At 65.4% G+C, this 21,571-nt stretch carries 23 protein-coding genes; 15 read left to right on the top strand and 8 right to left on the bottom strand.

What is annotated here, in order from left to right:
* The first annotated feature begins 115 nt into the window (after nt 1–115).
* From AC5STI_RS06850 to tpiA, 4 genes are all read left to right on the top strand, one after another.
* Entirely contained in the window at nt 116–478 is a 363-nt protein-coding gene (locus AC5STI_RS06850) for an SUF system Fe-S cluster assembly protein (RefSeq protein ID WP_027237183.1), read from the top strand.
* A 103-nt stretch (nt 479–581) separates the two neighbouring features.
* Nucleotides 582–1,787 (top strand): glycerophosphodiester phosphodiesterase family protein, encoded by a 1,206-nt coding sequence (locus tag AC5STI_RS06855; protein ID WP_495446134.1) that lies wholly within the window; start codon nt 582–584, stop codon nt 1,785–1,787.
* Between the two features lie 142 nt (nt 1,788–1,929).
* On the top strand, nt 1,930–2,289 hold the full coding sequence (locus AC5STI_RS06860) for a HesB/IscA family protein (protein ID WP_475052796.1): 360 nt from the start codon (nt 1,930–1,932) through the stop codon (nt 2,287–2,289).
* Between the two features lie 140 nt (nt 2,290–2,429).
* Complete coding sequence (gene tpiA / locus AC5STI_RS06865) at nt 2,430–3,179, top strand: triose-phosphate isomerase (protein WP_495446135.1); 750 nt, start codon at nt 2,430–2,432, stop codon at nt 3,177–3,179.
* Nucleotides 3,180–3,286: 107 nt separating this feature from the next.
* On the opposite strand, the gene AC5STI_RS06870 is transcribed toward tpiA, so the two are convergent.
* The 5 genes from AC5STI_RS06870 to AC5STI_RS06890 all read right to left on the bottom strand — a co-directional run bounded on the left by AC5STI_RS06870 (nt 3,287) and on the right by AC5STI_RS06890 (nt 10,209).
* A complete protein-coding gene (locus AC5STI_RS06870; RefSeq protein WP_495446136.1) occupies nt 3,287–4,765 on the bottom strand; it encodes a TRAP transporter large permease in 1,479 nt (492 codons plus the stop codon).
* Nucleotides 4,765–5,442: a TRAP transporter small permease gene (locus AC5STI_RS06875; protein WP_495446137.1), complete on the bottom strand. Its 678-nt coding sequence runs from the start codon at nt 5,440–5,442 to the stop codon at nt 4,765–4,767. The genes AC5STI_RS06870 and AC5STI_RS06875 overlap by 1 nt, the downstream gene beginning before the upstream one ends.
* A gap of 102 nt (nt 5,443–5,544) precedes the next feature.
* Nucleotides 5,545–6,546 (bottom strand): DctP family TRAP transporter solute-binding subunit, encoded by a 1,002-nt coding sequence (locus tag AC5STI_RS06880; RefSeq protein ID WP_475052804.1) that lies wholly within the window; start codon nt 6,544–6,546, stop codon nt 5,545–5,547.
* A 691-nt stretch (nt 6,547–7,237) separates the two neighbouring features.
* Nucleotides 7,238–8,467, bottom strand: a complete 1,230-nt coding sequence (locus AC5STI_RS06885) for a sigma-54-dependent transcriptional regulator (RefSeq protein WP_495446138.1) — start codon at nt 8,465–8,467, stop codon at nt 7,238–7,240.
* Nucleotides 8,464–10,209 carry a sensor histidine kinase gene (locus tag AC5STI_RS06890; RefSeq protein WP_495446139.1) on the bottom strand — a complete coding sequence of 582 codons (1,746 nt, stop codon included), beginning with the start codon at nt 10,207–10,209 and terminating at the stop codon, nt 8,464–8,466. Before AC5STI_RS06890 ends, AC5STI_RS06885 begins: the two co-directional genes overlap by 4 nt.
* A gap of 59 nt (nt 10,210–10,268) precedes the next feature.
* On the opposite strand from AC5STI_RS06890, the gene AC5STI_RS06895 reads away from it, so the two are divergent.
* The gene (locus AC5STI_RS06895; protein ID WP_495446140.1) at nt 10,269–11,453 is read left to right on the top strand and encodes a cytochrome P450; all 1,185 of its coding nucleotides are present in this window, start codon (nt 10,269–10,271) and stop codon (nt 11,451–11,453) included.
* A gap of 180 nt (nt 11,454–11,633) precedes the next feature.
* On the opposite strand, the gene AC5STI_RS06900 is transcribed toward AC5STI_RS06895, so the two are convergent.
* On the bottom strand, nt 11,634–12,542 hold the full coding sequence (locus tag AC5STI_RS06900; protein WP_495446141.1) for a LysR substrate-binding domain-containing protein: 909 nt from the start codon (nt 12,540–12,542) through the stop codon (nt 11,634–11,636).
* Nucleotides 12,543–12,646: 104 nt separating this feature from the next.
* On the opposite strand from AC5STI_RS06900, the gene AC5STI_RS06905 reads away from it, so the two are divergent.
* Nucleotides 12,647–12,928 carry a hypothetical protein gene (locus tag AC5STI_RS06905; protein WP_495446142.1) on the top strand — a complete coding sequence of 94 codons (282 nt, stop codon included), beginning with the start codon at nt 12,647–12,649 and terminating at the stop codon, nt 12,926–12,928.
* A 63-nt stretch (nt 12,929–12,991) separates the two neighbouring features.
* Here AC5STI_RS06905 and AC5STI_RS06910 read toward each other — a convergent pair whose 3' ends face one another.
* Nucleotides 12,992–13,459 carry an Lrp/AsnC family transcriptional regulator gene (locus AC5STI_RS06910; protein ID WP_421053554.1) on the bottom strand — a complete coding sequence of 156 codons (468 nt, stop codon included), beginning with the start codon at nt 13,457–13,459 and terminating at the stop codon, nt 12,992–12,994.
* A 161-nt stretch (nt 13,460–13,620) separates the two neighbouring features.
* Here AC5STI_RS06910 and cobA point away from each other — a divergent pair, with 161 nt between their 5' ends.
* The 7 genes from cobA to AC5STI_RS06945 all read left to right on the top strand — a co-directional run bounded on the left by cobA (nt 13,621) and on the right by AC5STI_RS06945 (nt 19,232).
* Nucleotides 13,621–14,427 (top strand): uroporphyrinogen-III C-methyltransferase, encoded by an 807-nt coding sequence (gene cobA, locus AC5STI_RS06915; protein WP_495446143.1) that lies wholly within the window; start codon nt 13,621–13,623, stop codon nt 14,425–14,427.
* Entirely contained in the window at nt 14,427–14,735 is a 309-nt protein-coding gene (locus AC5STI_RS06920; RefSeq protein WP_475052812.1) for a DUF2849 domain-containing protein, read from the top strand. The genes cobA and AC5STI_RS06920 overlap by 1 nt, the downstream gene beginning before the upstream one ends.
* A complete protein-coding gene (locus tag AC5STI_RS06925) occupies nt 14,728–16,392 on the top strand; it encodes a nitrite/sulfite reductase (protein ID WP_495446144.1) in 1,665 nt (554 codons plus the stop codon). The genes AC5STI_RS06920 and AC5STI_RS06925 overlap by 8 nt, the downstream gene beginning before the upstream one ends.
* A 4-nt stretch (nt 16,393–16,396) precedes the next feature.
* Complete coding sequence (locus AC5STI_RS06930; protein ID WP_495446145.1) at nt 16,397–17,158, top strand: phosphoadenylyl-sulfate reductase; 762 nt, start codon at nt 16,397–16,399, stop codon at nt 17,156–17,158.
* Nucleotides 17,159–17,161: 3 nt separating this feature from the next.
* Nucleotides 17,162–17,557, top strand: coding sequence for a DUF934 domain-containing protein (locus AC5STI_RS06935; protein ID WP_495446146.1), 396 nt, complete (start codon nt 17,162–17,164; stop codon nt 17,555–17,557).
* A 145-nt stretch (nt 17,558–17,702) separates the two neighbouring features.
* Complete coding sequence (locus AC5STI_RS06940) at nt 17,703–18,569, top strand: ferredoxin--NADP reductase (protein WP_495446147.1); 867 nt, start codon at nt 17,703–17,705, stop codon at nt 18,567–18,569.
* Nucleotides 18,570–18,689: 120 nt separating this feature from the next.
* On the top strand, nt 18,690–19,232 hold the full coding sequence (locus AC5STI_RS06945; RefSeq protein ID WP_495446148.1) for a hypothetical protein: 543 nt from the start codon (nt 18,690–18,692) through the stop codon (nt 19,230–19,232).
* A gap of 70 nt (nt 19,233–19,302) precedes the next feature.
* Here the strand turns inward: AC5STI_RS06945 and AC5STI_RS06950 are convergent, their stop codons facing one another.
* Nucleotides 19,303–19,872 (bottom strand): hypothetical protein, encoded by a 570-nt coding sequence (locus AC5STI_RS06950; protein WP_495446149.1) that lies wholly within the window; start codon nt 19,870–19,872, stop codon nt 19,303–19,305.
* 446 nt (nt 19,873–20,318) lie between these two features.
* Here AC5STI_RS06950 and infC point away from each other — a divergent pair, with 446 nt between their 5' ends.
* Nucleotides 20,319–20,780, top strand: coding sequence for a translation initiation factor IF-3 (gene infC, locus AC5STI_RS06955; protein WP_475053166.1), 462 nt, complete (start codon nt 20,319–20,321; stop codon nt 20,778–20,780).
* Between the two features lie 127 nt (nt 20,781–20,907).
* Nucleotides 20,908–21,549 carry a methyl-accepting chemotaxis protein gene (locus AC5STI_RS06960; RefSeq protein WP_495446150.1) on the top strand — a complete coding sequence of 214 codons (642 nt, stop codon included), beginning with the start codon at nt 20,908–20,910 and terminating at the stop codon, nt 21,547–21,549.
* The last annotated feature ends 22 nt before the right edge of the window (nt 21,550–21,571 follow it).

Raw genomic sequence — 21,571 nt, forward strand, 5'->3', positions numbered from 1 at the left:
CGCAAAGGCGGGCAAAGGGGACGGGCAGAACATTCCCGCGGCGGCGCGCGCCGCCTCTGGACGCCGGGCCGCACATTTCCTATATAAATCGTCGGAAAATCAGACCGGGACCATCATGACCAATCCTTCCGAACCGCTCGAAGGCGCACCGCTGATCGCGCCCTCCTCTGTCAGCCACCCGCTGTACGAGGCCGTGGCCGAGGCCTGCCGCACCGTCTATGACCCGGAAATCCCGGTGAACATCTACGAGCTGGGCCTGATCTACACGATCGACATCAATGACGAGAACGACGTCAAGATCATCATGACCCTGACCGCGCCGGGCTGCCCGGTGGCGGGCGAGATGCCCGGCTGGATTGTCGATGCGGTGTCGCCGGTGCCCGGCGTCAAAAGCGTCGACGTGCAGCTCACCTGGGAGCCGCCCTGGGGCATGGAGATGATGTCCGACGAAGCCCGGCTGGAACTGGGCTTCATGTAAGCCCGAAGCCCGAACCCGGATCCGGCCCCTGCACAGGCGGGGGCCTTTTCATTTCCCCGCAAGCGGCCCTAAAGTGCGGCAGCCCTTGATCCGGAGCCGCCCCATGCGCCTTGCCCTGCTGCTCGCCGCAGCCCTGTTCCTGCCGCCCGCCGCAAGCCCGGCAGAGCCCCCGGCGCTCAGCTATGGCCCGCGCCCGGATTACCTCATCACCCAGCTGCCCGATGGCGCGCTCAAGGACAAGCTCAGGTCCTGTGCGGGCCAGACACCCAAGCGCACGGATTTCTCGATCGGCCACCGCGGCGCACCGCTGATGTTCCCCGAACACACTGCCGAAAGCTACCGCGCCGCCGCTGCCATGGGCGCGGGCATCCTCGAATGCGACGTCACCTTCACCCGCGATCTGGAACTGGTCTGCCGCCACGCGCAAAACGACCTGCACCGCACCACCGACATCCTGACCTCCCCGCTGGCAGACCGCTGTATCCAGCCCTTTACACCGGCAGCAGGCACCGCGCCCGCCCGCGCTGAATGCCGCACCTCCGAACTGACCCTGCAGGAGTTCCGCACCCTGACCCCCAAAATGGACAGCGCCAATCCCTCGGCGGTCACGGCAGAAGACTACAGGGGCGGCCTGCCCGCCTGGCGCAGCACGCTTTACGCCGGCGGTGCCCGGCCCCTGACCCATGCGGACTCAATCGCCCTGTTCCAGCGCCTCGGCACCAAATTCATGCCCGAACTCAAGGCCCCGGCGGTGCCGATGCCCTTCAACGGCTTCACGCAGCAGGATTTCGCCCAGAAGCTGGTGGATGAATACAAGGCCGCCGGCATCCCGCCCCAGGACGTCTGGCTGCAAAGCTTCCGTCTGGAGGATGTTCTTTACTGGATCGAACACGCGCCGGAGTTCGGACGCCAGGCGGTGCTGCTGGACGCCAGCTACCGGCTGGAGCGCTTCGACCACACCGATCCGGACACCTTCCAGTATGACTTCGCTGCGCTGAAGGCCCAGGGTGTCACCTATCTGGCACCGCCGCTCTGGATGCTGGTCACGGTCAGGGACGGCCAAATCGTCCCCTCCCCCTATGCCCTTGCCGCCAAATCGGCGGGTCTGCGGCTGATCACCTGGACGCTGGAACGCTCCGGCCCGGTACAGGACGGCGATTGGTACTTCCAATCCCTCAGCGCCCTGCCTCTCAATGATGGCCTCTATTACCAGCTGCTGCATGTGCTGGCGCAGGACGCAGGCGTCGAGGGGGTGTTCTCCGACTGGCCCGCCACCGTCACCTATTACGCCAATTGCATGGGGCTGTAACGGCTGGCTGCGCGCGGAACCGCCGCTCCGTCCCTTTTAAATCCGCACCCGGGATATATGTTATGCCCCTGCCAGGACATTTGCGGGGTTGAGCCGCCGCAGCACCGGCCCTAGATAGGGAATAAGTCTCAAGGAGAAACCCATGTTCGGCATTCCCGGTAAGCAGGCCGTGACCATGACCCCCAAGGCAGCGGCGCAGATCGCCAGGCTGATGGCCAAGGACGGCCACGCAGGCCTGCGCATCGGCGTCAAGAAAGGCGGCTGTGCGGGCATGGAATACACCATGGAATATGTCGACGAGCCGGAACCCAACGACGAGGTTGTTGAACAGGACGGCGCCCGCATCCTGATCGCGCCGATGGCGCAGATGTTCCTGTTCGGCACCGAAATCGACTATGAGGTGACGCTGCTGGAAAGCGGCTTCAAGTTCAACAATCCCAATGTCGCCGAGGCTTGCGGCTGCGGCGAGTCCATCTCCTTCAAGGAAGTGCCCGGCAGCTGAACCGGCGCAGTCCAGGCGAAACCAGCGGGCGGGGTCTTCCCCGCCCTTTTTGCATCGCCGCTCACCCTCCAAGCGAATTGCGCCGCTGCGCTGCCGGTGCTACCACTCACGCCCAAACAGGACATTCGGAGGCACCCCCCATGCGGCGGAAACTGGCAGCAGGCAACTGGAAGATGAATGGCACCGGCGAAAGCCTGGCTGAACTGGCGGCCCTGGCCGAAAGCCACCCGGCACCGGCCGCAGACATCCTGATCTGCCCCCCGGCAACCCTGCTGTCGCGCGCCGCGGACGCTGCCCGGGGCAGCGCTGTCGCCATCGGCGGCCAGGATTGCCACGCAAATGCCTCCGGCGCCCACACCGGCGACCTCAGCGCCGCCATGCTCAAGGACGCAGGCGCCTCCGCCGTGATCCTCGGCCACTCCGAACGCCGCGCCGACCACGGCGAGACCGATGCGCAGGTCTGCGCCAAGGCGGAGGCTGCCATCACCGAAGGCCTCACCGCCGTCATCTGCATCGGCGAAACCCTGGCAGAGCGCGAGGCCGGCGACACTCTGAAGGTTGCCGGCACCCAGCTGGCCGGCTCCGTCCCTGCGAACGCTACCGGCGTCAACACCGTGATCGCCTATGAACCGGTCTGGGCCATCGGTACCGGCAAGGTGCCGACCCTGGAACAGATTGCAGAAGTCCACGATTTCCTGCGCGCCGAGCTGACCGCCCGCTTCGGCGCGGAGACCGCAGACGGCTTCCGCCTTCTCTACGGCGGCTCGGTCAAGCCTTCGAACGCTGCGGAAATCTTTGCCGTCTCCAACGTCGACGGCGCGCTTGTGGGCGGTGCCAGCCTCAAGGCCGCGGATTTCTCCCCGATCATCGCCGCGCTTGAGGCGGCCTGAGCCAAGAAAATTCGAATTTTCTTGGCAAAATTCTTCGAAGAATTTTGCCAGAGACACAAAACGGCGCCCGGAAATCCAGGCGCCGTTTTCTTTCGTCGGGTGCAACCCTAGTTCGTTATAATCTCCGGCCCCATCACCGCATTTGGCAGCACGGTGGACAGCCAGGGCACATAGGTGATCAGGATCAGGAACACGAACAGCACGGCAAGGAACGGCAGCGCTGCTTTGACCACGCCCATCATCGGCATCCCCGCCACGCCCGAGGTCACGAACAGGTTCAGGCCAACCGGCGGGGTGATCATACCGATCTCCATGTTCACCACCATGATGATGCCCAGGTGGATCGGGTCAATGCCCAGCTCGATGGCAATCGGGAACACCAGCGGCGCGACGATGACCAAGAGACCCGAGGGCTCCATGAACTGGCCGCCAATCAGCAGGATCACGTTGACGACGATCAGGAACATCACCGGGCCGAAACCGGCAGACAGCATCGCATTGGCGATATGCTGCGGCACCTGCTCATCCGTCAGCACATGCTTCAGGATCAGCGCGTTGGCGATCACGAACAGCAGAGTCACGGTCAGCTTGCCCGCTTCGAACAGCGTGTGCTTGGTGTCCCGATGCACCAGCGAAGGGACAAAGTACACCACGCTTTCCGCAAAGTTCAGTGCAAACGCCTTGGCCCGCAACCAAAGCTGCTTCGGCAACGTAGCAAGGAAATCTGCAAATGTGCTGCCGCCTTGCAGATTCGCGACTTCTGCCGCGGCGCCTGCCCCCCAAGCCCGGGATTCGACGCGCGGTCCCATATCCCGATAAACAAAGCTGGCAATAAAGAAGGCATAGACCGCCGCCACCGCTGCCGCTTCGGTCGGGGTGAAGATGCCGCCGTAGATGCCGCCCAGGATGATCACGATCAGGAACAGGCCCCAGCCGGCCTCGCGGCCCGAGGTGATGATCTCGCCCCAGCCCTTCCACTCGCCCTTGGGCAGGTTCTTGACCTTGGCCATCACATAGATGGTGACCATCAGGAACAGACCGGCCAGCAGGCCCGGGATGACACCGGCCAGGAACATCCGGCCCACCGAGACTTCAACGGCCGCCGCATAGACCACCATCACAATCGACGGCGGGATCAGGATGCCCAGCGTGCCTGCGTTACAGATCACACCGGCCGCGAACTCCTTGGTGTAGCCCACCTGCCGCATACCCGCGATCACGATGGAGCCGATGGCCACCACGGTTGCGGGCGACGACCCGGACAGCGCCGCAAACAGCATACAGGCAAACACGCCAGCGATGGCCAGACCGCCCGGCAGATGGCCCACGCAAGCGATGGAGAAGCGGATGATCCGCCGCGCCACGCCGCCCGTGGTCATGAAGGACGACGCCAGGATGAAGAACGGGATCGCCAGCAGGGTGAAATGCCCCTCAAAGGCTTCAAACAGCGTACCCGCGACAGAGGCCAGCGAGCTGTCGGAATAGATCAGCAGAAAAATGGTGGAGCTGAGGCCCAGGGACACCGCAATCGGCACCCCGATCAGCAGCAGGCCGATCACCATCGCAAAGAGGATTACCACTTCCATCAGTCATGCTCCCCGCGCTGCGCCTGCACTTCTGCAATTTCATCTTCGACCTCATGGCTGGCGACCAGCCGGTCCGCCTCGCCGCGGGCAATCTGGAACGCCGCCTGGATGAAGCGGAACACCAAGAGCAGCATCGACACCGGCAGCACCACATACGGCACCACCTTCGGCAGTTTTTCGTAGGAGTCGCCGTAGTTGATAAGGTCTTCCAGAAACTTGAAGACCGCCACCATCGGCACGTCCTGCACCTCATAGAAACTTTGGCTGCGGGCCTTCATGTCGAACCCGGTCGGGAACCAGCGGCCCGAGGTCGGCGGCAGGTCGGCAAACACCGCCCAATAGTCATAGGCACCCTTCAACAGCAGCAGCGAAAACACGATGCAGCAGCCGGCGGCAAACAGGCCAACCGCGCGGCGCGCACCGGGCGCCAGCATGTTGACGATGGCGTCCACCCCCAGATGCGCATGGGTCTTCACCGCATATGCCGCGCCCAGAAGCACCAGCCAGGCAAACAGGAACACCGTGAGCTCCAGCGCCCACAGAATGTTGGAATTGAACACAAACCGCGCGATCACATTGGCAAACGTAATCGCCGTCATCAGCCCCAGGAGGAGCGCGATCAGGGTTTCTTCGAGTGAGTTGATAAGCCCGCTCGGGCCGGTTCTGGACCCCGCCATGGCTGCCTCCCAAGTTTTGCGGAAAGTAAGGGTGCAGGCGGCGGATCCCCGCGCCGCCTGCGGATGCGGGGCGCCCGCGCGGGCACCCCGGAAAGGCGCTGATTACAGGCCGGTGTTGATGGCTTGCGCCGCGTCGATCTTTTCCTGGCCGACGTCGCCTGCGAATTTCTCCCAGACCGGCTTCATCGCTTCGACCCAGGCCGCGCGCTGCTCAGGGGTCAGCTCGCGCACCACGCCGCCGGCGTCGATGATCGCCTGCTTGGCCTCGCCGTTCACCTTGGTGGATTCAGCGTTCCGCACGGCGGTCACTTCCTTGAGGATGGTCAGGAACTGATCGCGCACTTCCGGCTCCAGGCTGTCCAGCCAGTCGACCGAAGTCACCACCAGGTAATCCAGCGCGCCGTGGTTGGTCTCGGTCACACCGTCCTGCACCTCAAAGAACTTCTTGCCGTAGATGTTGGACCAGGTGTTTTCCTGGCCGTCCACAACACCCTGTTGCAGCGCGCCGTAAACTTCGGAGAACGCCATCTTCTGGGGCGAGCCGCCGATCGCTTCCATCTGCGCCACCAGCACGTCGGAGGACTGCACGCGGAACTTCAGCCCGTTGGCATCCGACGGCTCCACCAGCGGCTTGTTGGCCGACATCTGCTTCATGCCGTTGTGCCAGTAGGCCAGGCCCTGCAGGCCGCGGCGCTGCATCGAGTTCAGCATCTCCTGGCCGGTTTCGGACGCCTGGAAGGCATCCACGGCTTCGATGTTCTTGAACATGAACGGCAGGTCGAACAGGCGGAACTGCTTGGTGAACTTCTCGAACTTCGACAAGGACGGCGCCGCCAGCTGCACGTCGCCCTGCAGCATCGCTTCCAGCACCTTGTTGTCGTTGTACAGCGTGGAGTTCGGGTAGACCTCCATGCACATGGTGCCGTTCATTTCCTCGTTCACGCGCTTTTCCAGCAGCGACGCCGCAATCCCCTTGGGGTGCTTGTCGGTGTTGGTGACGTGGCTGAATTTCACCACGATCTCGCCGTCGTCACAGGCCGCGCTTGCGGCGCCTGCGGAAACGGCCAGTGCCAGTGCGGTTGCAGCAGTGGTCAGGAATTTCATGTCTTTCCTCCCAGAAAAATCATCAGAAAATTCTATGTTGCCCTCAGCGCATGGCTGAAGCCCGCTCAGAGCATCACAAGTTGCGGAAAGCCGCTCAAGATTTGATTCGGGAATCACCCACCGTCCGGGATTTCCGCGATTTGACAGTCGGTTACACCGGCCTCTGGATGCAGCTTGGCGAAGCGGATCAATAGCTGTGCGAAATCCCGCACAAGGTGCTTCCGGCTTTGTGCGGAAATCCGCACAAATGTTAGCGCCCGACAGAACTGCAAGGGAATCGCCGCCCTTTCATCTTTCCCGAAATACTCCCGTCCCGCTGCCCGGCAGGCGGCTTTGCCGCCGAAAGGGGAGGCGTCCAGCCTGACCCAGGAACGCCACAGCCGGGGTGTTGCACGCCCACCGCACGCCCCGCTTTCCGGTCCTTAACCCCGCGCTGCAATACTGCCCCCGTCGCGACACCGGTGCGGACTGACACCCCGCACCGACCAGGAGATCACAGGGCCCCCAAGACCACCTCCTCATCGGGTGCAGGGGCGTCCCGCACCGAAGGCTTCAGCGGACATGGGGGCTTGCGACCCCCGTCCTCCCTCCGCCCATGGCCCCCTTGGGGCTTTCCGGCGGCGCCGCCTCCTTCAATACCCCGGCAGCGATGCCGGAACAGACGACCCGCACCCCCCGGCCCCCAGCGCCCTCAGCGGCGGTAATCCTCGGGCCGGATGCCATAGCGGGCCAGCTTATCGTAGAATGTCTTGCGCGGCAGCTTCAGGGCTTCGGCGGCCGCAGCCGCGCGCCCGTTGGCCCGCCCCAGCGCCGCAATCAGCAAGGAGCGCTCCACCTGCGCCATCTGCTCCGCCAGCCCCAGCCCCGCCGCCGCGGCGGCCTCCTCCGGCATCCCCAGCACAAACCGCATCGCCGCCGACATCAGCGAGCGCGCGTTGCCCGGCCAGTCCTGTGCCATCAGCGCTGCCAGATGCTCCTGGCCGATCTCCGGCGGCTCGATCCCCGCCTGCTCCGCCGACTGCGCCACGTAATGGCGGAACAGCACCGGAATATCGCCGGGGCGTTCGGCCAGCGACGGGATCCGCACCCGCATCACATCCAGACGGTAGAACAGATCCGGGCTGAAACCGCCCGCCGCCACCTTGCCCGCCAGATCGGCGCTGGAGCCCGCGATGATCCGCACCCCGCTGCCCTGCTCCAGCTGCGCGAGCAGCGCATATTGCGCCGCCTCCGGCAGCGCCTGCACCTCGTCCAGAAACAAGGACCCGCCCGCCGCCTCCTGGCACAGCTCCGCCACCGTCTCTGCCGCCAGCCCGGCGGCAGGGCGCTTCACGAACGGCCCCTGACCCGCGGGCGACATCAGGTGAATGACCTCCGCCACTTTGGAGATGCCGCTGCCCGGCGCGCCGGTGACCAGCACCTCTGCCCCCGTCGGCGCCACCGCCCGCACCCGCTGCCGCATCTCCCCGGCCTGCGGCGAGGTGCCGAACAGCAGCCGCGAAGCCGGATCGCCGGTCTCCAGCTGCCGCTTCAGGCGCCGGTTCTCCAGCACCAGCGCCCGGGTCTTCAGCGCGCGCTCCAGCACCGGCAGGAAATCCGCCGCGGCACAGGGCTTCTCCAGGAAATCAAACGCGCCCTGCGACATCGCCTTCACCGCCATCGGAATGTCGCCCTCGCCGGTCAGCAGCACCACCGGCAGCTCCTCATCCATGCTGCGGGCATAGTCCAGCAGATGAAACCCGTCCCGCCCCGGCATCCGCAGGTCGGAGACGATAACCCCCTCGAATTCGCGGGTGATAAGGTCCTTGGCCGCCACAAAGGAGCCCGCGGTGACCGCCTCCAGATCGTTCAAGTCCAGCGTCTGCGCCAGCGCCTCCCGCACCGCGGCATCGTCATCCACCAAGAGCACCTTGCGGATCATGCGGCATCATCCCGCTGCCCGGCATCGCTCCACGGCTCCAGCTCGACGGTGAACACCGCGCCGCCGCCGGTATTGGTGCCGCGGATATTGCCGCCAAAGCTTTGCACCAGACCATAAGAGATCGACAGCCCCAGCCCCATCCCTTCGGAGCTGCCAACCACCTTGGTGGAATAAAATGGTTCGAACATCTTCTCCGGCTCCTTGATGCCGGGGCCGCTGTCCTGCACCCGCACCTGCAGCCGCGGGCCGTCGTCGACCGAAATCGAGATCACCTTCTCCACCTGCCCCTGCATCGCATCCGCCGCGTTGTTGATCAGGTTCACGAAGACTTGCGTCAGCCGCACCTCGCCGCCCCAGGCGTAGACCGGCGCGGGGTAGTCGGCAGGCTGCCAGCGCAGATCCACCTGCTCCGCCTTCAGCCGCGGCGCCGTCAGCTCTGCCGCGGCGCTGATCACCTGCACCAGATCGACCTGCCCCATCGGCTCGCTCTCGTTGCGGGCAAAGGCGCGCAGGTTCTTGATGATTCGCGCCATCCGCACCGCCATGTCCGAAATCCGCCCCAGATTCTCCGCCGTGCGCTCTGCCTTGCCGCGCTCCAGAAAGGCGGCGCCGTTCTCTGAATACTGCTGGATCGCCATCAGGGGCTGGTTCAGCTCGTGGCTGATCCCCGCCGACATCTGCCCCAGCGCCGTGAGCTTGCCCGCCTGCACCAGCTCCTCCTGCGCGCGTTTCAGGGCCGCCTCGGCCTCCTCGCGCTCGCGCACCTCGCGGCGCAGCTGATCATTGGCGAGGGACAAGGCCTTGGTCCGCTTTGCCACCCGGCTTTCCAGCACCGCGTTGGCTTCCGCCAGCGTGCGGCGGCGCTCCATCACGATGAACAGCATGGCGCCAAAGGCCAGGCAAACCGCCGCCAGCGCCGCCGCCTGCAGCACGGCAATCCGCCGCGCCGGGGCCACGTCCACCAGAATTTCACCGGTCATGCCGATCACCGGCAGCGCAACCGAAAGGTGCAGAGCGCGGGCGGGCAGATACGGGCTGCCCTCCAGGCTCCAGACCTCGTGCCCCGCATGATACTCGGTGGCCGTCACGCGGGGGGTATCCCCGTCCGCGCTGCGCCGCCAGAACAGCAGCTCCGAGCGGTTTGCAATGAACACCTCCCCGCTCTTATCAGTAAAGAACACCGCCGGCAGCGAGCCGCGCCATGTCTGCTCCACATCCGCCACATCGGCCACCACCACCAGTGCTCCGCGCACCCCGCCATCAACGGCAAAGGCAGGAGCGGCATAGAAATAGGCCCGCTGGCCGTCCGGCTGCAGAACCCCGTGGCCGGTGCCCAGGGCCCCCTGCATGGCGCGGATAAAATAGTCCTGCTGCGCCACGCTGCCCCCCGTGACCCCTTCAGCCGCGGCCAGCACCTGCCCGTCCGGGGCGGCAAAGAAAACATCCAGCGCCGCGGTCTTGTCCGCCACCGAGCGCAGCAGTTCCGCGGCCTCCAGCCGCTGGGCCCCGGTGGCAAGATCCGCCAGCACCGGGTGTCCGGCGGTCAGCACCGCCAGCTCCTGATAAACCTGCAATTGCGTGCTCACACGGTCCGAGGCCAGGGCCAGGTCGGCGGCGCTGCGTTCGGCCAGGCTGTCCAGCGCCTGCCGGTAGCCGTACGACCAGACCGCCAGCGCCAGCGCCACGACAGCCAACAGGAACCCGGCAGGCAGGCTCCAGCGAAGAAAGTTCTGTGTTTTCATGGCGGCACGTTAGCAGCGCGCCCCTTGCATTGACCAGATGCAGCGGCAAAAACCGGTGTATGAAGACTTTACTCCAATCCCCGACCGATCCCGCCTTTGTGCAGGACCCCTATCCTTTCTACGCCGCCGCCCGGACGGAGGGCCAGCTGCACCTCTGGCGGGACTACGGCATGATGGCGGCCTTCGGCCATTCCGCCGTGCACATGCTGCTGCGCGACCGCCGCTTCGGCCGCGAAGTACCGGAAGAGCTGCGCACCGAAGGCCCTGCCCATCTGGCCCCCTTCCTGGCGGTGGAGGCGCATTCGATGCTCGACGCCGAGCCGCCCCGCCACACCCGCCTGCGCCGGCTGGTGCTGCGCGCCTTCACCTCGCGCGAGATCGCGGCGCTGGAACCGGGCATCAAGGACCTGTGCCGCCAGCTGATTGATACCTTCCCGGACCAGCCCTTTGACCTGCTGGACGCCTATTGCACCCAGGTGCCTGTGATCACCATCTGCCGCCTTTTGGGCGTGCCGGAGGAAATGGCGCCGCAACTGCTGGACTGGTCGCACAAGATGGTGGCGATGTACCAGGCCGCGCGCACTGAAGAGACCGAACACGCCGCGGCCCAGGCCTCGCAAGAGTTCACAGACTTTCTGAGGGGCTACATTGACGAGCGCCGCAACGATCCCCGCGACGACCTGATCACCCGGCTGATCGCGGCGGAGGAGGAAGGCGACAAGCTTTCCACCGATGAGCTGATCGGCACCTGCATCCTGCTTCTGAACGCGGGGCACGAGGCCACCGTACATTCGCTGGGCAACGGCGTGAAGACGATGCTGCAGCAGGGCTGGCAGCCGGAGTGGCTGGCGCCGGACGGTATCGAGGGGCTGGTGGAGGAAATCCTGCGCTTTGACCCGCCGCTGCACATGTTCACCCGATACGCCTATGAGGAGGCAGAGGTTTTCGGCCACACCCTCCAGCGCGGCGACCAGGTGGCGCTGCTCTTGGGCGCTGCCAACCGCGACCCGGCGGCGCTGGACAATCCGGAGCGCTTTGACCCAGCCCGCCCGCCGAAGGTGAACAAAAGCTTCGGCGGCGGCTTGCACTTCTGCGTCGGCGCGCCGCTGGCGCGGCTGGAAATGCAGATCGCCCTGCCGATCCTGTTCGAGAGCTGCCCGGACCTGAAACTGGCGGCGGAGCCCGAGTATTCCAACACCTACCACTTCCACGGCCTGACCCGGCTGATGGTGACCCGCAGCTAAAAACCGGGCGCTCCCGCCCGCGCAGCGGGGATCACAGATCCCCTTGCCCGGTTGGGCCAAGCGCCGCTGACGCGGCGCGGCGCCCCCCATTTCACCTTTGGCAAAATACTCCGGGGGTGAGGCGCCCCAGCGCCGAGGGGGCAGCGCCCCCTCTCCGCCCTGCCCGGCAGCGCCCGGCGGTCACTGCGGCAGGGTGGAAACGGCGGCCATGCAGGGGCCGCTCAGCAGCCAGTCCCGGAAGGCGGCCACTTTGGGGTCGTTCCACTTCTGCCGCTCGCCGATCAAGGCATAAGCCCCGTCCGGGGAACCGCAGGTCATCTCCGGAAAGGGCAGCACCAGATCGCCCCTTGCCAGTTCCTCGTGGCACAGGACCAGATCCGCCATCACCACGCCGGCCCCTATCACTGCGGCGCGGGTAGCCATGTCGAGGTTCGGAAACGCCTCGCCGCTGGCAGGGTCCACCTGCTCCACCCCGAAATGCTGCACCCAGGTCGCCCAGTCAAAGCGGCGCGGGCTTTCGTGCAGCAGCCGCTGGCCCGCCAGCGCTGCCGGGCCATCCGCCAGAGCCGGCAGCAGCGACGGGGCGCAGGCCGGGGCGAGGACCATTTCGAATAGCGGCAGCACCTCGATGTCCGGCGGCCGCCCGACGCGGTTCTCGACGGAAATGCCAAGATCGTACTCCGCCCCCCTGAAGCCCTTGCTGCTGTAGAAATCCGTGGTCAGCTGCAGCTTGATCTCCGGATGCGCGGCCCGGAACTGCTCCAGCTGCGGCAGCAGCCAGCGGATCGACAGAGTCGGCGGGCAGATCACCCGCAGCTCCGCCGCATCCGCCGCAACCTGCTCCACCTCGCGCTGCATCATCGCAAAGGCCTCTGTCAGCACCGGATAGAGCCGCCGCCCCGCCGCCGTCAGCTCCACCCCGCGGGCATTGCGGTGGAACAGCTGCACGCCGATGTGGTCCTCCAGGATCTTTACCTGGCGGCTGATCGCGCCCCGGGTCACGAACAGCTCGTCTGCGGCAGCGATGAAGCCCTCGTGGCGGGCAGCGGCCTCGAAGGCGCGCAGGGCATTGAGGGGCGGCAGGCGCATGATTTCACCATGGGTCAGTTTTCCTGATCCATGGTGGAGTTTAACTGGTTTGCGCGCAAGCCCCTCCGGCCCTAACTCTCAAAGGCCAGAACGGAGGATTAGCTATGACCGCATATTGCGATAACGCAGGCGCCCGGCACCACGGATCTCCAGCCCGCAGCGTGCTTGGCTGGATTGCAGGTCTGACGGGACTGAGAAAAGCTGAGCCTCATGCTGCGGTGTCCCAGGACGCGGTCCGGGTGCCTTGCCGCGATCTTGAGCGGCTGGCCGGGACATCGCCGCATCTGCTGGCCGACATCGGCGTTATGCCGGAGGCTGCCACTGGCGAGACATCGCCGTGGCGGCTGCAGGACGGGCGCCACCTGCTGCTGCGCCCGCCCCTGTGACAGCGGCACGCTGCCGTGCTGCCGCGGCCCCGGCCTGACGCGGCAGGGGCCGGGCGCGCGCTCTCAGGCGCCCAGCGGCAGCATAGTGGTCGATTTGATCTCTTCCATCGACAGAAGCGCGGTCACGTTGTGCACCTTCACCTCGGAGATCAGCGCCTGATAGAATACGTCATAGGCGCGCGCGTTCTGCACCCGGACTTTCAGAATATAGTCGATGTCGCCCGCCAGCCGGTGCGCCTCCTGCACCTCGGGGCGGTCGCGCAGGGCCTGCAGGAACTTGGCCTGCCATTCCGCCTCGTGCTCCGAGGTGCGGATGAGGACAAAGAAACAGGCCTCAAACCCCAGCGCCTCCGGGTCCAAGAGCACCGTCTGCTGGCCGATCACCCCGGCCTCGCGCAGCTTGCGGATCCGATTCCAAACCGGGGTCTTGGATGACCCCACCCGGCGGGCTATTTCGTCCAGCGACTGGCTGGCGTCCCGCTGCAGTTCAGCCAGAATTTTCCGGTCCGTGCCGTCGATCCGCACCGTCATCCCTGTTTTCTCCTATTGTGAGGACCAATCGGCCCGGCATCCCGCCTCAGCAAAACCAACGTTCTTATTTCAACGCCCATATGGCGCAATACCGGGAATATTTCCTATATCTACCCTCAAGTCAAACACACCGCACAGAGGGTACAGGGATGTCCGCACACATGACACATGCTGCCAATGCCACCGCTCACGTCCGCGGCGGCATGTGTTGCCTGGTGCCGGGGCAGGTTGCCTTTGCAGGCTCCGGCCCCGGCGACCCGGACCTGCTGACCCTGAAAGCCCTGCGCGCGCTGCAAGAAGCCGACGTGATCCTCTATGACCGTCTCGTCAGCGCAGAGATCATGGCGCTGGCCGGTGCGCAAGCGGTTCTGGAAAACGTCGGCAAGGAGGGCTTTGGCCCGCAGGTCAGCCAGGAGGAGATCTGCGCGCGCCTGGTGGCCCATGCCAAGGCCGGCAAGAAGGTGCTGCGGCTGAAGGCCGGCGATCCCACCGTCTTTGCCCGCCTGGATGAAGAGCTGACCGCGCTGGAAAACGCCGGCATTGCCAGCCAGATCATCCCCGGCATCACCGCCGCGTCTGCCGCCGTGGCGGGCATCGGACAGAGCCTGACCCAGCGCGGCCGCAACTCTTCGGTGCGGTTCCTGACCGGGCACGACATGAAGGGTTTTGCCGATCACGACTGGGCCGCACTGGCGCGCCCGGGCGAGGTTGCCGCGGTCTACATGGGCAAGAAATCCGCCCGTTTCGTGCAGGGCCGCCTGATCATGCACGGGGCGGACCGCGCCATGCCGGTGACCATTGTCGAAAACGCCTCCCGCCCTGAACAGCGGGTGCTGGAAACCACGCTGGACCGCCTGCCTGCCGATCTCGACGCGGCCGGGTTCGACGGCCCCGCCCTCACCTTCCTGGGACTTGCGCCGCGCAAAGCGGCGGCCGCCCTGAACGACCTCAAGACGGAGCTTGCATAATGCCTCGCCCCTTTACACCCAAAGTCATCACCGCCAACGACCTGCTGGAAGGCGACGTGATCTATTTCACCGCCCAGGACACCTGGACCCGCGAGCTGTCGGAGGCCGAGCTGATCACCGATGAGGCCGAAGCCCAGCTGCGCCTGATCGAGGCGGAGAAGCAGAACATCAAGATCGTCGGCGCCTATCTGGCCGACGCCAAGGCAGGCCCGAACGGCCCCGAGCCGACCCACTTCCGCGAGGAATTCCGCCGCACCGGCCCCTCGAACTACTTCCACGGCAAGCAGGAGGCTGACGCCAATGTATAAGTACAATGAGTTCGACGAAGCCTTCCTGGCAGAACGCAACGCTCAGTTCCGCGCCCAGGTCGAGCGCCGCATCGACGGCTCCCTCACCGAGGACGAGTTCAAGCCGCTGCGCCTGATGAACGGCGTTTACCTGCAGCTGCACGCCTATATGCTGCGGGTCGCGGTGCCCTATGGCACCCTGAACCCCAACCAGATGCGTGCATTGGCGCTGCTGGCGGAGAAGTGGGACAAGGGCTACGGCCATTTCACCACCCGCCAGAACATCCAGTACAACTGGCCCAAGCTGCGCGACATCCCGGACATGCTGGATGCGCTGGGTGAGGTCGGGCTGCACGCCATCCAGACCTCGGGCAACACCATCCGCAACACCACCGCCGACCATTTCGCCGGTGCCGCCGCGGATGAGCTGACCGACCCGCGCCCCTATGCCGAGCTGATCCGCCAGTGGTCCACCGACCACCCGGAATTCCAGTTCCTGGGCCGCAAGTTCAAGATCGCCATCACCGGCAGCAGCGCCGACCGCGCCGTGATCAAGGCGCATGACGTGGGCCTGCAGGTGGTGGAGCAGGACGGCAAGATTGGCTTCAAAGTCATCGTCGGCGGCGGCCTGGGCCGTACCCCGATGATCGGCCAGGTGCTGCGCGAGTTCCTGCCGCAGGCGGATCTGCTGCCCTATCTGGAGGCGGTTCTGACCGTCTACAACGTGCTGGGCCGCCGCGACAACAAGTACAAGGCGCGCATCAAGATCACCGTCTCCGAGAACGGCATCGACACCTACCGCGCGATGACCGAGGAAGCCTTCCTGGCGATCCGTGGCCAGTACGACGGCACCGACCAGCAGCTGCTGGAAGAGATCAAGACGCATTTCCAGGCGCCGGAGTTCCGTTCGGGTCCGGCCGATGTGTTCGATGCGGCCTATGAAAACGACCCGGTGTTCCGCGCCTGGGCCGACACCAACCTGCACGCGCACCGCGCCGAGGGCCACGCCATCGCCACCATCTCGATCAAGGCGCATGGGGCAACCCCGGGCGACGCAAGCGCCGAGCAGATGCGCCTGATGGCCGACCTGGCGGAGCAGTACGGCTACAACGAGCTGCGCATCAGCCACCAGCAGAACGTGATCCTGCCGCATGTCCACAAGAACGACCTGCCCGCGATCCACGCCAAGCTGAAAGAGCACGGCCTCGCCACCGCCAACATCGGCCTGATCTCGGACATCATCGCCTGCCCGGGCATGGATTATTGCGCGCTGGCAACCGCCCGCTCGATCCCGGTCGCGCAGGAGATCGCAACCCGCTTTGACGAGCTGAAGATGGAGCACGACATCGGCCATCTGCAGATCAAGATCTCCGGCTGCATCAACGCCTGCGGCCACCACCACGTGGGCCATATCGGTATCCTGGGCCTGGACCGTGCAGGGGTGGAGAACTACCAGATCACCCTGGGCGGCGACGCCACCGAGACGGCTGCCATCGGCACCCGCACCGGCCCCGGCTTTGCCTATGACGAGATTGTTCCGGCCGTGGAGCGCATCGTGGAGGTCTACATGGCGCGGCGTGAAAGCGCAGAGGAAACCTTCCTCGAAACCTACCGCCGGATCGGCATGGAGCCGTTCAAGGCCGCGCTCTATCCCGAGGCTCAGAAAAAGGTCGCCTGATCTGATGTTCCATTCAGCCGGAAACAAGCCCGCCGGGGAGTCCATCGGCCCCCGGGACCGGGAGCTGGCCGCCAAGGCGGAAGCGCTTAATGCGCGCTACCGCCACCATTCGGCCACTTCGGTGATGGAGGGCGCTTTGCGGGACGCAGGGCATATCGCCCTGGTCTCCTCTTTCGGCGCGGAATCCGTGGTGCTTTTGCACATGGCCGCGGTCATCGACCCGATGACGCCGGTTGTGTTCGTGGACACCGAACTGCTGTTCACCGAAACCCTGCTCTATCAGCAGGAGGTGAGCGAGCGGCTGGGCCTGCGCAATGTGCGCATCATCCGCGCCGACGACATCGCCGAGAAGGACCCCTACGGGGCGCTGCGCTTCAGCGACAAGGACGCCTGCTGCACCCTGCGCAAGACGATCCCGCTGCAGAAGGCGCTGGACGGATATGAAGGCTGGATCACCGGCCGCAAGCGGTTCCAGTCGGGCTCCCGCGCCGCACTCGATTTCTTCGAGGTCGAGGACGGCACCGGACGGCTCAAGATCAACCCGCTGGCCCATTGGGCGCCCGAGGACGTGCGCGCCTATATGGATGAAAACCGCCTGCCCCGCCATCCGCTGGTGGCCAAGGGCTATCCCTCGATCGGCTGCGCGCCCTGCACCAGCCCGGTCAAGGAAGGCGAAGACCCCCGTGCCGGGCGCTGGCGCGGCGAAAACAAAGAAGAATGCGGCATCCATGTGGTGGATGGCAAATTCGTGCGAACAGGAGCTTGAACGATGACTGTTATCGTGACGGACACGGGCTTTGCCCAAGATGACTGGACCGGCGGTTTTGACGGCGCCAACGTGCTGGAACTGGCCTCTGATGCCAGCCTGAATGACGTGCCGCTGGACGGCATCGAACTGGTGCGGGTGCAATTCCCCAGCTTTGCCGACGGCCGCGGCTTTACCCTGGCCCGCCAGCTGCGGCTGAAGGGCTATGAGGGCCGCCTGCGCGCCTTCGGCCATGTGCTGGCCGACCAGTACGCGATGGCCCGCCGCTCCGGCTTTGACGAGGTGGAGATCAGCGATGAGCTGGCCGCCCGCCAGCCCGAGGAACAGTGGCTTGCCCGCGCCGACTGGAAGGCGCATAGCTACCAGGCCCGCCTGCGCGGCAGCACCGCTGCCCGCTGAGCCAGCCCTCTGCGAACCCGGGAAATGCCCCTGAAACCGGTTCCGTTGCGTCACGCGCGGGGCCGGTTTTCCAAAACCGGGGCTTTTCCTGACCTGTATCAAAGATTAATCAGAGGTGCCGGTTATTCCTCCGGCAGTGCAACCGATGAATGAGATGACACCCGTGACCGACACTGCAACCGACCCGAAACCGGCCAAAGCGGTGCCGGCCCTGCCCGACGCCCAGACCGTGACCGAGGTGAAACACTGGACCGACCGGCTGTTTTCCTTCCGCTGCACCCGGCCCGCGTCCCTGCGCTTCCGCTCCGGCGAGTTCGTGATGATCGGTCTGATGAACGATCCGGACCCCAAGACCGGCAAGCAGAAGCCGCTCTTGCGCGCCTATTCCATCGCCTCCCCCTCTTGGGATGAGGAAATGGAGTTCTACTCGATCAAGGTGCAGGACGGCCCGCTGACCTCCAAACTGCAGCACATCAAGCCGGGCGACGAGATCATCCTGCGGCCCAAGCCCGTCGGCACCCTGGTGCATGACGCGCTGCTGCCCGGCAAGCGGATCTGGTTCTTTGCCACCGGCACCGGTTTTGCGCCCTTTGCCTCGCTGCTGCGCGAGCCGCAGACCTACGAGGATTACGACGAGGTGATCATCACCCACACCTGCCGCGAGGTGGGCGAGCTGGAGTACGGCAAGCGCCTGATCGACAGCCTGAAGGACGATGAGCTGCTGAACGAGGTGATCGGCGAAGGCTTCTGGAAGAAGATCAAATACTACCCGACCACCACCCGCGAGGAGAGCCCCAAGATGGGCCGCATCACCGACCTGATGCGCTCTGGCGAGGCGTTTGCAGAACTCGGCGTGCCGCCGCTGAACCCGGAAAGCGACCGCGCGATGATCTGCGGCAACCTGGCGTTCAACCTGGAGCTCAAGGACCTGTTTGAGAACACCTATGGCCTTGAGGAGGGCGCCAACTCCAAGCCTGCGCACTTCGTGGTGGAAAAGGCGTTCCTGGACTGATCCCGGGCCGGGCTGCCCCCGCGGGCTGCCCGATTTTTGACACTGTTTTGACGGGAGGCCGCCGCCTCCCGTTTATCATTTGTTGGGGATGATTCTGTATTCCTGAGCCAAGTATCCAGAATGGAGAAGCTCGAAATGCAGAATGAACTGGCCTCAGGGCAGGCGCCCGTCTTCACGTCCGTGCGCACAGAGGCAGGCAAGGCGCGCGTCAAGTCCGCGGTGGCAGGGTTTCAGGCCCGTCCGGACCAGGTGCAGCCCTCGATCCCCGAAAGAATCGCCAGCGTCAAGGAACGCTATGACCCGCGCGCCATCAGCCCGCAGGACATCGACCAGATGTTCGACTCGCTGGTGCAGGCCGGCCACCCGGTGACCGCGCAGATGCTGCTGCTGAACTCGATGGGCGAGAAATTCCGCAGCCGCCTGGCCGGCATCACCGGCAGCACCTACGACGGCTCCAAACCGCTGGACCTGGTCGGCGTGGCACAGCTGCAGATCCAGCGGGCCCGCAAACAAGGCAGCAGCGCCGGCGGCTGGGAGACGTTTCTGGCCTTCCTGGCGCCTCAGGCCCCGACCCAGGCTCAGCCTCAAGCCCAGGCGGGCGGCCAGACCCCGCTGGACCAGATGGCCAGGATCGCGCAGCAGGCGCAGGCCCGGCCCCACTGATCCTTGCCCGGCATCCGGCGGCCGGGAGGAGCCGGCCGCGCGGGGTCACGCAGGGGGGGTGCAGCAGCGCTTAGTTGCTGCCGGCAGTGCCTTCGGTTTCCACGGCCGCGCCGCCTTCAACCGCTCCGGCCGCGCTGTTCAGCTCCTCGGTGGCGGCATCGGCTGCCGAGTCCTGTGCCGCATCTGCCGCGCCGGCGGCTGTATCGGCAGCGGCATCCGCGGCCTGACCCGCTTGATCCGCAGCCTCATCGGCCGCATCCGCGGCTTCACCCGCCAGGTCTGCGACGCCGCCAGCGGTCTCACCGGCGGACTCCTGTACCGCGTCGACAGCATCGCCTGCCGCCTCGGCCGCAGCGCCCGCCGCTTCGTTCAGCGTGTCCTGCACAGCCTCGACAGCCGACCCGGCAGCTTCGGCGCCGGATTCGATGGCCCCTTCCACCGCTTCTGCCGCGTCTTCCACAGCCTGCTCAGCCGGGGCAGCGCTCTCTTCAGCCGTTTCCGGCACCGTGCTGCTCTGCTCCTCTTCGGCCTGCGGAACGGTCTCCAGAGGCGCTGTCTCTTGCGGCTCCGGGCCTGTCAGCATCATGTAGCCGGCCACCGCGGCAACACCGAGGGCAATCACGATCAACAACTGTTTCATAATGGACTCCTTCCATGACCCGGCCCCGCTGGCCGGTCTCTCGCCATCTGCTCTGCCAAATGGGGCGGCACCTGGCCCCGCTCAAGGGGGAAGTTCCCTGCAGCCCGCGCACGGGCGGCCGCGCGCCGCTGCGCCAGCCCAACCGGCGGAACCCCGCCGCAATTGAGCCTTTTCAGGACGTTGCGCGGCGCAGCTTTCGGCCGGCCGCAGCCGGCAAAGACGCCTGTTTTAAGGGCCATTTGCAATATGCGGCCTTGAAAAGCGGCTTTCCTGCCGCCATACCGCGCATAAGCCTTGAATCACATGCGCGGGGGCAGTAGCGTTCCCGCACTTTTTGCAATGACAGAAGGATCGCAGTCATAGCCCGCAGACCTCATAACGCGCCGCCTCAACGTGATACCGGCCCGCGCGTCAACGAAAAAATCCGCGCCCCCGAAATCCGCCTGATCGGCGCCGATGGCGAAAACGTCGGTGTTGTGCATCCGGCCAAGGCCATGGACATGGCCGCCGAAGCCGGACTTGATCTGGTTGAAATCTCGCCCAATGCCAACCCGCCCGTGTGCAAGATCATGGACTTTGGCAAGTTCAAGTACGAACAGCAAAAGCGCGAGAGCGAAGCCCGCAAGAAGCAGAAGATCATCGAGGTCAAAGAGGTCAAGTTCCGTCCCAACACGGACACTCATGACTATGACGTGAAGATGCGCAACGTCGTCAAGTTCCTGGAGAACGGCGACAAGGTGAAGGTCACCCTGCGCTTCCGCGGCCGCGAAATGGCGCACCAGAACCTTGGCCGCGAACTGCTGGAGCGGGTCGCCGAGGACACCAAGGAAATCGGCAAGGTCGAGAACATGCCGAAGATGGAAGGCCGCCAGATGATCATGATGATCGGTCCGCTGGCCAAGAAATAAGCCGCGCGCCGCAGGTGCATGGCACAGCCCCGCAGGTTCCGCCTGCGGGGCTTTTTGTTTGCTACGGTTAGCGGTGCCTTAATGCCTGCCCGGTTATACCTGTGCCATCCTCAGTGAAAGCAGACGCATGACCAGTTTGACCGATGTTCAGAACACCGCCTTCATGGCCATCGGCCCCAGCCGCATCGCCGCCCTTTCGCTGCTGGCACTGGCGCAGGCGCCGGCCGGGGCGGACAGCAGCGGTGCGGAGGATGTCCTGGCCTTGTCGGTGCAGCGCATCCGCGCGGCGCATGATATGCTGGGCAGCGGGCTGCAAGGGCTGCTGGACGCCTGCGGCTACACACTGCCTGCTGAGCTTGAGGCGAAGCGCGGGACCTGCCTTGAGCTGCTGACGCCGCTCCACCGCGCAGCGGTCCAGGCGGATGGCGGCGCAGCGCTGGATCATGTGCGCGCGGTGCCGGAACTGGACGCCCTCTGCCTCTACCGGCTGGAACCTGCGGTGTCGGCCTTCCTCAAAGACCTGGTGCATTGCCTGAGCGAGGCCCAGCAGCTCCGCGAGGCGGAGCGTGATGAGCAGATGCGCGCGACCATCGCCACCGCCGAAGGGGTCGGGAAGAACATCAAGTTCATTTCCTTCAACGCCTCGATCGAGGCCGCGCGGATCGGCGATATGGGCAAGGGCTTTGCCGTCATTGCCACCGAGATCCGGGAGCTTTCCGGCAAGACGCAGAGCCTGCTGGAAGAAATGTCGGGCTATCTGAAGCACTGACACGGGAACAGGCACCGGAGAC

It is taken from the genome of Leisingera sp. CC-HEC096, from assembly GCF_059429235.1.

Excerpts from the sequence above, each read along its gene's own strand:
- AC5STI_RS06860 (WP_475052796.1), top strand. The coding sequence starts at position 1,930 with ATGTTCGGCATTCCCGGTAAGCAGGCCGTGACCATGACCCCCAAGGCA.
- AC5STI_RS06895 (WP_495446140.1), top strand. The coding sequence starts at position 10,269 with ATGAAGACTTTACTCCAATCCCCGACCGATCCCGCCTTTGTGCAGGAC.
- AC5STI_RS06880 (WP_475052804.1), bottom strand. The coding sequence starts at position 6,546 with ATGAAATTCCTGACCACTGCTGCAACCGCACTGGCACTGGCCGTTTCC.
- AC5STI_RS06935 (WP_495446146.1), top strand. The coding sequence starts at position 17,162 with ATGACTGTTATCGTGACGGACACGGGCTTTGCCCAAGATGACTGGACC.
- AC5STI_RS06930 (WP_495446145.1), top strand. The coding sequence starts at position 16,397 with ATGTTCCATTCAGCCGGAAACAAGCCCGCCGGGGAGTCCATCGGCCCC.
- AC5STI_RS06920 (WP_475052812.1), top strand. The coding sequence starts at position 14,427 with ATGCCTCGCCCCTTTACACCCAAAGTCATCACCGCCAACGACCTGCTG.
- AC5STI_RS06885 (WP_495446138.1), bottom strand. The coding sequence starts at position 8,467 with ATGATCCGCAAGGTGCTCTTGGTGGATGACGATGCCGCGGTGCGGGAG.
- AC5STI_RS06870 (WP_495446136.1), bottom strand. The coding sequence starts at position 4,765 with ATGGAAGTGGTAATCCTCTTTGCGATGGTGATCGGCCTGCTGCTGATC.
- AC5STI_RS06875 (WP_495446137.1), bottom strand. The coding sequence starts at position 5,442 with ATGGCGGGGTCCAGAACCGGCCCGAGCGGGCTTATCAACTCACTCGAA.
- AC5STI_RS06900 (WP_495446141.1), bottom strand. The coding sequence starts at position 12,542 with ATGCGCCTGCCGCCCCTCAATGCCCTGCGCGCCTTCGAGGCCGCTGCC.
- cobA (WP_495446143.1), top strand. The coding sequence starts at position 13,621 with ATGACACATGCTGCCAATGCCACCGCTCACGTCCGCGGCGGCATGTGT.
- AC5STI_RS06855 (WP_495446134.1), top strand. The coding sequence starts at position 582 with ATGCGCCTTGCCCTGCTGCTCGCCGCAGCCCTGTTCCTGCCGCCCGCC.
- AC5STI_RS06940 (WP_495446147.1), top strand. The coding sequence starts at position 17,703 with ATGAATGAGATGACACCCGTGACCGACACTGCAACCGACCCGAAACCG.
- AC5STI_RS06950 (WP_495446149.1), bottom strand. The coding sequence starts at position 19,872 with ATGAAACAGTTGTTGATCGTGATTGCCCTCGGTGTTGCCGCGGTGGCC.
- AC5STI_RS06890 (WP_495446139.1), bottom strand. The coding sequence starts at position 10,209 with ATGAAAACACAGAACTTTCTTCGCTGGAGCCTGCCTGCCGGGTTCCTG.
- AC5STI_RS06905 (WP_495446142.1), top strand. The coding sequence starts at position 12,647 with ATGACCGCATATTGCGATAACGCAGGCGCCCGGCACCACGGATCTCCA.
- AC5STI_RS06925 (WP_495446144.1), top strand. The coding sequence starts at position 14,728 with ATGTATAAGTACAATGAGTTCGACGAAGCCTTCCTGGCAGAACGCAAC.
- AC5STI_RS06910 (WP_421053554.1), bottom strand. The coding sequence starts at position 13,459 with ATGACGGTGCGGATCGACGGCACGGACCGGAAAATTCTGGCTGAACTG.
- tpiA (WP_495446135.1), top strand. The coding sequence starts at position 2,430 with ATGCGGCGGAAACTGGCAGCAGGCAACTGGAAGATGAATGGCACCGGC.
- AC5STI_RS06960 (WP_495446150.1), top strand. The coding sequence starts at position 20,908 with ATGACCAGTTTGACCGATGTTCAGAACACCGCCTTCATGGCCATCGGC.
- AC5STI_RS06850 (WP_027237183.1), top strand. The coding sequence starts at position 116 with ATGACCAATCCTTCCGAACCGCTCGAAGGCGCACCGCTGATCGCGCCC.
- AC5STI_RS06945 (WP_495446148.1), top strand. The coding sequence starts at position 18,690 with ATGGAGAAGCTCGAAATGCAGAATGAACTGGCCTCAGGGCAGGCGCCC.